Origin of the sequence: Marinomonas lutimaris, from assembly GCF_019426345.1 — a bacterium.
Lineage (GTDB): Bacteria > Pseudomonadota > Gammaproteobacteria > Pseudomonadales > Marinomonadaceae > Marinomonas > Marinomonas lutimaris.
The window spans coordinates 216,869-226,905 of record NZ_JAHLLW010000006.1 but is presented as its reverse complement, the minus strand read 5'-3'; the positions used below and the strand labels follow the sequence as shown (position 1 = coordinate 226,905).

Below are 10,037 nucleotides of genomic sequence, written 5' to 3'. Positions count from 1 at the left end.
ATTGTTAATGGCAGGTGACAAAATGTGTTAAATAATCTTGGAAATAGGTGTTGTTTTTATTCACAAAAATGCCTATTTCAGAGTTACGCTTGTTATTTGCTTCACTAGGAGGGTTGTCAGCTGATTTTAGGTGGATAGGGCTGGATGCTATTGTGTCCGCTGTTTCTTAGCTGATGCAATTTAAGAGTTGGGAATCAATCTTGAATTGTTGGCGTTATATAATATTTAAGTTATTGCTTCATATACATATTTTATTTTTTGTTACCCTAAAATGAACGGCTAATTCTATAGCGTATGCGTAGCACAAACTAAAGTATTAGAAGTATTAGAAGTATTGTGAATTTTCCTTATGCACCATATTAGATTGTATGCTTTTTTGATATAGGGGCGCATATATAGGTGTTCAGAGCAAACAAGAGTGAGAGTATTCTAGGTTGTTACTAATTTAACAGAACTTATCTAATAAAAATGTAAAAGTTAAAGATTTTTATATATTTTCTCTAATATTTTTTTCCGATCAAAATAGAAAAAAAGTCTTACAATACATATAGATAGGAAAATAGCATACATATGCTTGTATTTTTATTTAGCTTATTTTGTTAAATTTATGTAGAACATGATTGACCCCGTGGCTTAAAGCGGACTACAATCAGTTTCGTTTAAAAGAGTTGGCAATATTTATGTCCAGAGTTGCGAATATTACGTCATGTATGTTCGGTCCTGTTAAGTCATAAGTAATACCGAGTTTTTTTAGCACTATAACGTAGATGATTTACATCTTCGTATAAATTAACTTAACCTACAGGATAAACAGACATGTCTGACGTAGTAACTGGTACAGTAAAATTTTTCAACGAAACTAAAGGTTTCGGTTTCATCACTCAGGATCAAGGTCCTGATGTTTTTGTTCATTTCTCTGCAATCAACACTTCTGGTTTCAAAACTTTGGCTGAAGGCCAAAAAGTTGAATTCCAAGTAGCTCAAGGCAAAAAAGGCCCTGAAGCTCAAAACGTTACACCTCTATAATGTAACGTTGCTGAGGATACTCTCAGCAGTGCGAATGCTAAAAAGCGACTTTTAAAGTCGCTTTTTTTGTTTTTATAGGTTGTGATTTACAGCATGATCTAGCTTTCTAAGTTGGACTGATGCGTGTTTGTTAGTGGTTAGGAGGTTTTAATGGCTGCGAAGTCTTTACAAGAGCAATTATTGGGCGTTGGGCTTGTTGATAAAAAGAAGGTTAAGAAATTAAAAGCAGAATCTTTGCAGCTTAAACAGAAGGTGAAAAAGGGCAAGGTTGCAGCTGCTGGAGATGATGGGCGTCAAGAAGAGTTGAAGCGCCAAAGGGAAGAGAAAGTAGAGAAAGATCGGGCTTTGAATATGGAGCGTCAGAAGCTTGTTGAGCAAAAAGCAGTACAGGGTCAGATTCGACAAATGATAGAACAAAACCGTGTTCGAAAGCAGGATGGCGATATTGCTTATCATTTTACTGATAATAAAAAAGTGAAGCAGCTATATATTAGCCAATCTATGCATGATGACTTGAGTCGAGGCCGGCTAGCTATTGTTAAGCTTGACCAGCAGTACGAAATTATTCCTGAACCTGTCGCTGTAAAGATAAATGAGCGTGATCCATCTTGTGTGCTTGTTTGTAATAATCGTGTTGAAAGTGTTGATGATGATCCTTATGCGGACTTTCAGATTCCCGATGACTTGATGTGGTAAGTACATTTTTTATGTTTAAGAGGGTTTTTTCGACCCTCTAGTTTAACCTTCCTTTCACTTGCTTTACTCTTTTTCTTATTCTCTCTTCATTAGCTAGACAGCGTTTATTAGGACTTAGCTGGCAGTTGCACAATAGGTATTTTTTAGAATATTTTGCTACTTCATTGTTTTGTTTATTTAATGCACATTATATTTTATTTCAATATAGGGTTTTGATTCTTATGGTTTTTTTGTTTTGTGTAAATGTTTGATAATCCTTTTTATATGACATATTTCAAGTAAATGTCACGCATGGTGGATACTTTATGCAATTAGCTTGCGTATGGTTGTCTATTTCTGTGAATTGTTTAGATTGTTTGACTGTTGCTTGCACAAATCCAAGCGCCTACAAGAAAAGCGTACAAACATTTAAAAGGGAAACGAGAATGAAAAAATCGATTATTGCTATTGCTGTATCAAGTGCGGCACTTGCTTCTGTATCTGTTCAAGCTGCAGAAGGCTCTACAGTAGATGTTTACGGTAACATCCAGTACGCATACATTGACACAGATAAAGGTGGAAACTTTGAAGACAATGGTTCGACTATTGGTTTGCAAGGTGAAACTAAAATCAATGATGATCTGACTGCTTTCTTCAAATATGAAATAGAATTTGATGCTGATCAGAAATCTGGTGGTCCAGGCGAAGATAAAGCTGATCTTGACCAAGCTTACGTTGGTTTGAAAGGTAGCTTTGGTAAAGTTCAAATTGGTTCATTTGACACTATTTACAACAACGCTATCCAAGATGCTGTAGATCAGTTTGAATACCTAGGTGTTACAAATGCTGATAAAACTTCAGAAGGTGATACTATTGCATTCTTTACTCCGTCTATGAATGGCTTTGAAATACAAGTGGCTATTCAAGTTAAAGGTGATGCCAGTGAAGGTGAAACTATTACCGAAGATGGCGTAACTAGTACAAATAAAAACTATGACAAACTATCTAGCATGACTGTTCTAAAATACTCTACTGACATGGTATCTGTTGCATTGGGTTATGATACTCGTGGTAACTCATTGAATACAGTTACAACATCAGGTAATGCTAAAGCAACTACAGGTCTAGCTGTTACTGTTACTCCAGTAGAGAATCTTTCTGTTACGGCTAAGTACGAAACAACTGAAAGTACTCAAGATATTGTAGGCCTAGCTGCTCGTTACGGTTACGGTGCTGGTGATGTATATGGTTCTTACCAAAATGTAGACCCTGAAGCTGCTGGCTCTGATGATTTCAATGAATACGCTGCTGGTGTGACTTACAACCTAGCATCAAATATCTATGTATTTGCTGAACTAGGTGAATATGAAAATGCTACATCTAGCACTACAGACACTCAAACCGCTGTTGGTGTTTACTACGGTTTCTAAGATCTTCTCCTAGAGGATTTTATTTACTCTAAGGCTCCTGATCTAATAAGGCTAGGAGCCTTACGTTAAGTAAGATCATTCAAGGTTCCATATTTCTTCTCTTGTAGGCGGATTTATTGGAGCATTTTTTGGCACCAGGTGGCAGCATCTGGTGCTTTTTTTATGCCTGCTGTTTCTATTTCAATGAACAATAAAAACTTGATTGTTATTTGATCAAACCGTTAAACTTATTTTTTAATATTAGGTTGGCGGTCAGTTATGCTTAACATGGATTTTGCTAAGACAGTATTCATGGATACAGATAAAATTGATTGGGTAGCCAGTCCTATGTCTGGTGTTTATAGAAAACCTCTAGCGCGGGAAGAAACAGAGCGGGGTCATGCGACGAGTTTAGTTCAATATGAAGCTGATTCTGTGTTTCGTCCTCATCCCCATCCTTTGGGAGAAGAAATACTTGTTTTAAATGGTGTTTTTTCCGATGAAAAGGGTGACTTCAAAGCTGGTAGCTATTTTAGAAATCCTCCTGGCAGTAGCCATGCTCCTCATAGTCGTGATGGCTGCTTTTTATTCGTCAAATTGCATCAGTTTCAACCCCATGATTTAAATCAGGTCTATGTAGATACTCCTAGTATCTGGTCGTCTGAAAAATCAGAAATTCTATCTCTTTATCAATTTGGAGATGAACGAGTTTGGCTGGTTCGTATTCAGAATAGTGAAGATATATTAGACGAATTGGACTTATGTGCTTCTGTTGAGTTATTTATTATTTCTGGTCTGGCTAAATATGGTGATATCCAAATGTCTTCAGGAGCTTGGCTTCGTGAGCCTGATTTTAGATTAGATCGCTGGAGTGTCGCTTCAGGTTGTTTTATCTGGTTAAAGTCAGGTCATTTCTAGGTCTTTCTATATTCTATTGAGGTTTAAGTGAAAAATATTGTAGCGGAACAATCTCGGGTCTATTTACCTATTGTTGAAAGTGATCAAGTATTTCCTGTTGGCCGTGTTTATTGTGTTGGTCGTAATTATGCAGCGCATTCAAAGGAAATGGGTGATGATCCTGAAAGAGACCCTCCATTTTTTTTTGCCAAAGATGCATCTTGCGTTGTTCCCGCTGCTTTTTCTGAAGTTATTTGTGTTTCTTATCCTATGGCTACGTCGCAGTTTGAGTATGAAGTAGAGCTCATCGTGGCTATCGGTGAGGGTGGTCGTAATTTAACGATGGAGCAAGCTGGAGCCTCTATTTTAGGCTATGCTGTCGGTTTGGATATGACTCGTCGGGATCTTCAGACTCAAGCTAAAAAGAAAGGCCGTCCTTGGGAGGTGGGTAAATCATTTGATGAATCCGCACCAATAAGCTCTATTTATTTAAAAACAGACCAACTTGCTTCTAAGGTGTCAGAAGCCGAAATTGGATTAAAAGTTAATGGCGATCTTAAGCAAATTAGCCATGTTTCAAACTTAACTTGGTCTATTGAAGAGGTTATTTGTAAACTGTCAGAGGTCTTTGAGTTACGACCAGGTGATTTAATTATGACAGGTACACCTGAGAATGTTGGGGCTGTCGTTGTTGGGGACGAAATGCAGGCTTGGGTCGAGCATTTGGGTGAAATTAGAGTAAGAGTTACTGATTAAATTCAGTGAATTTATCAGATAATTCTGACACTGCTGGATGTTTATATTCAGTCAAAATATGAATAGCGACTTCAGCAGTGCAAAGACCGATATTTTTTTGATTACGACGTTTTGTGTATAAGGATTTGATATCTTTAATTTCATGGTGCTGGAATTTTTTCAGATAAGGTGACTGGTTATACATTTTTCTCGCTTGTTGCCAAGTTCCGTCAATAATGATGATGTTATCCTTAGGTATCTGGCTATCATTAACTGCTCTTTGTTCTTCATTTTCACACAAATAAATCAGCAAAGTATCGGATGGTGATAGGTTTAATATAGCTTCGTTTGGCGCGATTCTGGACCAGACAATAATTTCGCACTCTTTTCCTAAGGTCTCTTTTACTAGCCTTCCTGTTCCTGAGTTTTTTTTTAGTTCTTCGCTGTGCGTTATTAGCCAAATTTTCATTACCGCTTTTACTCTAATAAATGGGTGATTATAGCAATCTCAATATTAACTAGAAAATAAAAAAGCCTGATGTCACTTTAGTTGAAAATTAAAGTGACATCAGGCTACTTTTTAAAATGGGACTTATTCTTTACCAATCGAACCAATTTTGTGGATTGATAAATCCGCGCCATTAAATTCATCTTCTTCACTGAGTCTTATGCCACTGATTGCTTTTGCTATTCCGTAAACAATGAATCCACTTAGCGTTGCTATCATAATGCCTCCTAGGCTCCCTAACAGCTGAGAGGTAAAACTAACGCCACCTAGTCCACCAAGTGATTCTGATCCAAAAACGCCTGCAGCAATGCCCCCCCAGGCTCCACAAACGCCATGCAGTGGCCAAACACCAAGTACATCATCTGTATGTTTGAATTTTTGCTGGATGATAGTGAATAGAGTTGTAAATATCGCACCTGCAATTGCTCCGGTAGCTAAGGCTCCAATAGGATGCATGATGTCGGAGCCTGCACATATGGCAACTAAGCCTGCCAATGGGCCGTTATGGATAAAACCTGGATCATTTTTTCCAAATAGCATGGCGGCGATAATGCCGCCTACCATAGCCATTAAAGAGTTGACTGCGACTAATCCACTCACACCATCGAGAGTTTGCGCTGACATCACGTTAAAGCCAAACCAACCTATGCAAAGTATCCAAGCGCCCAATGCTAAAAATGGGATATTTGACGGCGCGAATGCGACTAATTTTCCGTGTTTAAAGCGACCGCGTCGCGTTCCAAGTAATATAATGGCTGCAAGTGCAACCCAGCCGCCAAAAGCATGGACGACAACCGAGCCTGCAAAGTCATGGAAAGGGGCGCCATATTGTTTTTCTAACCAATTTTGAAATCCGTAATTACCATTCCATACGATGCCTTCAAAAAAAGGATAGGCTGCACCAACGATAATGGCGGCAGAAATAAGCATTGGATAAAATTTTGCTCGCTCAGCAACGCCTCCAGAAATAATGGCGGGTATTGCGGCTGCAAAGGTCATGAGAAAGAAAAATTTTACCAAGCTATAGCCATGCTCCTGCGATAGCACGGCGGCACTATCAAAAAAGTTAATGCCGTAAGCGATTTGGTAGCCGACAAAAAAATACACAAGAGCGGAAATAGCAAAGTCTGTCATTATTTTAACTAACGCATTTACTTGGTTTTTATGGCGTACAGTTCCGACTTCTAAAAAGGCGAATCCTGCATGCATAGCAAATACCATAATGGCGCCGAGTAGTATAAAAAGGGTGTTTGAACTGGATATTAGCGTGTCTACTGCACTGTTTGTGGATATCACAAGTGGCTCCTAATGTTTTTTTTGCACCGAAAAGGTTTGCTCTTATCCATAAGTGCTTTGTTTTGGGGCTTTTTGAGTTGTTTTATGAGAGGTTTTAGAACTGATTTTTGGGAAAGCAATAATTGTTCCAGTTGTGCTTTTTTTTGGTGCTAAATGGATGGGTGGTTTTTCATTTGCACTGTTTTGGTATTTTTCGGGTTGCTTGCTTTGGTTGTGAGGTGAGGCTTTAGGCTATTGTCCATTCTCTAGAGGAGCTTTTATTATCTGATTTAAGAGTTATTACCTTTTTTAACAATACTTGTTTTCCATTTACTTTCTATTTTGTTTTTTACAACATATTATCGATGGGTTGGTGTATTTTTAGATTGGTGTTAACTTAATGCACTTAACATTAAGGCGTTGCTTAAAGTTTAATTGCTTTTTGCATAGTTAAAAGATTGCTTATTTAAGAGCAACACAAATAATGAGGTTGTTATGTCAGGTCAGTTAGTATCAGGTATTGTTAAGTGGTTTAATGACGAAAAAGGATTTGGATTTATTGAGCGTGAAGGCGGTCCTGATGTTTTTGTTCATTTTCGTTCTATAAATGGCAATGGTCGTCGTACTCTACAGGAAGGCCAGAAAGTAACATTTGAAGTTACCCAAGGACAAAAAGGTCCTCAAGCTGAAAATGTAACCCCAGTATAATTGAGCTTTTGATTTACTAAAAAACCATGCATTTAAATATTTTATTTTGTATAAGGTATTGATGATGAACATGGTTTTTTTATGTTTGTAATTTGTATGGTTTGTAGAAAGTAGGGGATTATTTTGTTGCCTGTGTTGTATTCGTTTAGGCGTTGTCCTTATGCTATGAGAGCTAGATATACCATTGCTCTCTTGGGGATAACTGTACATTTACGTGAAGTGATTTTGAAATCTAAACCTGCCGCATTGTTGAAGTTGGGTGGGCGATCAAGTGTACCGCAACTTGTTGATGTAGATGGTGTTAGGTACCCTGAGAGTTTGGATATTATTTTCTGGGCGCTCTCGCAGTCGAATGATAGCAATCTAGTGAATCAACTGTGGCCGTTGAAAAATAGTCAACAAAATAAGATAAAAGCATGGATAGCGTATAACGATAATTTTTTTAAACATTGGTTAGACCGTTATAAATACGCGGATCGACATCCTGAGTTCAGTGAAAACTATTATCGTAATAAAGGCGAAGTTTTTTTACGTCGATTGGATAAGCGTTTAAGTAGAAATGAATTTCTATTTGGAAATGACATTAGTGTGGCGGATATTGCACTATTTCCATTTGTGCGTCAGTTTGCTGGTGTTAATCAAGAATGGTTTGAGTCATCTCAATACCATAATGTAATACGATGGTTAGCAGGGTTTGTTAATTCCTGTATGTTCAAGTCTGTGGTAATGGTCAAGCATTCCGCTTGGCAAGCAGGGCAAGAGAATATACTCTTTCCTGCTCACTAAGCGGTGTGTATCCCGATTAATTAATCATTCCAAACGTTACCCAGTATATAAAGCCTGGATCGGCGTCGCTTGGTAATTGGATGGCGACAAAATTACCCTGATTGTCAATGTATGATGATTTCGGGAAACTTTGTTTTAGCACATTAAAATTGATTTGCGCTAAATCTGTCTGCTTCAAGTCATTATAAGATTGGACACTAATTGCTAATGCTTCTTCTACAGAGCGCGTACTTGGGTAGTTTTGAATAACTTCTTGGCTACGACGTAATGCAGAAAGAGGTGCTTTTCTTTTCAGATAATAGCGTGCGACTTGTATTTCATGGCGCGCTACCATCTCTCGTAAATAGTACATACGTGCTTTAGCATCAGGAGCGTAAGTGCTCTTGGGGAAGCGTGATGTAAAATCAGCAAGCTCATTAAAGGCTTTTGCCAGTTCTTTTGAATCTCTTTCACTTGGATCGAGGTTCAAGTAGCGTGACATTAAGCTTTCGGCGCCTTTGTAGGTGGACAAAGCTCTCATATAATAAGCGTAATCGACAGAATCGTGTTCTGGGTGATTCTTAATAAATCGCTCAGCGGAAGCGTGAGCAGCGATGAAGTCACTGGCTTCCATTTGAGCGTAGATTAGGTCCAGTTCCGCGCGGGTACTGAATTCGCCAAATGGATAGCGTGAGTCTAAATCTTTCAGATGTTTTATCGCAGTGGATGGCAGATTTTCGTCCAGAGCTTGTTGAGCTTTGTCGTAATAGACGCGTTCAGGCAGGTCTGGTTCTTGTACCTGCTTGCTTGAACAGGCGACAATGAATAAAGAAAAACTTACTATTCCAGAGAATCGGAGCAACGAGTGATGAAATCCCATGTATAATCAAAACCTTGATATGGTAGTAGATTAGCCTCAATCGGCATTTTGTAGCGTTAAATTGCGAAAGATGATGAAGTGCAAGGCGCTACACGTTTTTTCACTTTTAACCCAATGATAAAATTATTGAGTTAAAAACAACAGACTAAAGTACATTGTATGGCAGAGCGCATAGTAAAAGAAGCCCAAGTTCCTTTCGATTTGGGTGGCAACCGGTTTGATCAGATCGCGACAGAGTTGTTTAGCGACTACTCACGTTCTCGTATCCAAAGTTGGATTAAAGAAGGTGTCTTGAAGGTTGATGGTAAAATCACTAAGCCAAAAGAGAAATTGTTTGGCGGTGAAGTGGTGACACTAGATATCGTAATCGAAGCTCAAGAAGAACATGAAGCTCAAGAAATGGAGCTGGATGTTGTTTATGAAGATGACGACATCATTATCATTAATAAACCTGCTGGTTTGGTTGTTCATCCTGCGGTGGGTAACCGAGATGGCACTTTGATGAATGCGATTCTTCACCATGCACCAGAGACCGCACATATTCCGCGTGCAGGTATCGTTCATCGCCTTGATAAAGAAACTACGGGGTTGATGGTTGTTGCTAAAACATTAGCGGCACAGACAGATCTTGTGACTCAGTTGCAAGAGCGCAGCATGGGACGTGAGTATGAAGCAATTTCTATTGGTGTAATGACTGGCGGTGGTGTGGTTGATGAGCCAATTGGCCGTCACCCTCATAACCGCCAAAAACAGGCGGTAGAGCCCGTAAACGGTAAAGACGCGGTAACCCATTATCGTTTAGTTGAGCGTTTTAAAAACCACACACACATTCGTTTAAAATTAGAGACTGGGCGTACTCATCAGATTCGTGTTCACATGGCATTTATCCAATACCCATTGGTTGGTGATCCTCAGTATGGTGGACGTTTGAAAATGCCAAAGGCATGCTCTCCAGAGCTGCAGGATGAGTTGCGTCATTTCCGACGTCAGGCTCTTCATGCGAAGAAGCTGGAGTTGTCTCATCCGATTACCGGTGAGTGGATGCAATGGGAAATTGATTTGCCAGATGATATGAAGAAACTATTAGATGCCCTTAAGAGAGATATGGTGGAGTCTGGTAGTAATGACTCTGAGTATTTCTAATTTGGTCGTGTTATAA

The 10,037-nt window shown here is 38.9% G+C and carries 11 protein-coding genes; 8 read left to right on the top strand and 3 right to left on the bottom strand.

Annotated elements, in window-relative coordinates; translation table 11 throughout:
- Positions 1-816: 816 nt before the first annotated feature.
- The 5 genes from KPL72_RS09735 (at position 817) to KPL72_RS09715 (ending at position 4,763) form a co-directional block, all read left to right on the top strand.
- On the top strand, positions 817-1,026 hold the full coding sequence (locus KPL72_RS09735; RefSeq protein ID WP_012071288.1) for a cold-shock protein: 210 nt from the start codon (positions 817-819) through the stop codon (positions 1,024-1,026).
- 150 nt (positions 1,027-1,176) lie between these two features.
- Positions 1,177-1,722 carry a DUF2058 domain-containing protein gene (locus tag KPL72_RS09730; protein WP_219702590.1) on the top strand — a complete coding sequence of 182 codons (546 nt, stop codon included), beginning with the start codon at positions 1,177-1,179 and terminating at the stop codon, positions 1,720-1,722.
- A gap of 425 nt (positions 1,723-2,147) precedes the next feature.
- A complete protein-coding gene (locus KPL72_RS09725) occupies positions 2,148-3,131 on the top strand; it encodes a porin (RefSeq protein WP_219702589.1) in 984 nt (327 codons plus the stop codon).
- Between the two features lie 258 nt (positions 3,132-3,389).
- Positions 3,390-4,028, top strand: coding sequence for a cupin domain-containing protein (locus tag KPL72_RS09720; RefSeq protein ID WP_219702588.1), 639 nt, complete (start codon positions 3,390-3,392; stop codon positions 4,026-4,028).
- 27 nt (positions 4,029-4,055) lie between these two features.
- Positions 4,056-4,763 (top strand): fumarylacetoacetate hydrolase family protein, encoded by a 708-nt coding sequence (locus tag KPL72_RS09715; protein WP_219702587.1) that lies wholly within the window; start codon positions 4,056-4,058, stop codon positions 4,761-4,763.
- Here the strand turns inward: KPL72_RS09715 and KPL72_RS09710 are convergent.
- The gene (locus KPL72_RS09710) at positions 4,753-5,229 is read right to left on the bottom strand and encodes a DTW domain-containing protein (RefSeq protein ID WP_346729509.1); all 477 of its coding nucleotides are present in this window, start codon (positions 5,227-5,229) and stop codon (positions 4,753-4,755) included. The genes KPL72_RS09715 and KPL72_RS09710 overlap by 11 nt on opposite strands.
- A gap of 105 nt (positions 5,230-5,334) precedes the next feature.
- On the bottom strand, positions 5,335-6,546 hold the full coding sequence (locus tag KPL72_RS09705; protein ID WP_219702585.1) for an ammonium transporter: 1,212 nt from the start codon (positions 6,544-6,546) through the stop codon (positions 5,335-5,337).
- 474 nt (positions 6,547-7,020) lie between these two features.
- Here KPL72_RS09705 and KPL72_RS09700 point away from each other — a divergent pair, with 474 nt between their 5' ends.
- A complete protein-coding gene (locus tag KPL72_RS09700) occupies positions 7,021-7,233 on the top strand; it encodes a cold-shock protein (protein ID WP_212916310.1) in 213 nt (70 codons plus the stop codon).
- 132 nt (positions 7,234-7,365) lie between these two features.
- Positions 7,366-8,019 (top strand): glutathione S-transferase, encoded by a 654-nt coding sequence (locus KPL72_RS09695; protein WP_346729508.1) that lies wholly within the window; start codon positions 7,366-7,368, stop codon positions 8,017-8,019.
- Positions 8,020-8,035: 16 nt separating this feature from the next.
- On the opposite strand, the gene KPL72_RS09690 is transcribed toward KPL72_RS09695, so the two are convergent.
- A complete protein-coding gene (locus KPL72_RS09690) occupies positions 8,036-8,878 on the bottom strand; it encodes an outer membrane protein assembly factor BamD (RefSeq protein ID WP_212916308.1) in 843 nt (280 codons plus the stop codon).
- Positions 8,879-9,037: 159 nt separating this feature from the next.
- Between KPL72_RS09690 and rluD the strand changes: the two genes are divergently transcribed.
- On the top strand, positions 9,038-10,021 hold the full coding sequence (gene rluD / locus KPL72_RS09685) for a 23S rRNA pseudouridine(1911/1915/1917) synthase RluD (protein ID WP_212916307.1): 984 nt from the start codon (positions 9,038-9,040) through the stop codon (positions 10,019-10,021).
- The last annotated feature ends 16 nt before the right edge of the window (positions 10,022-10,037 follow it).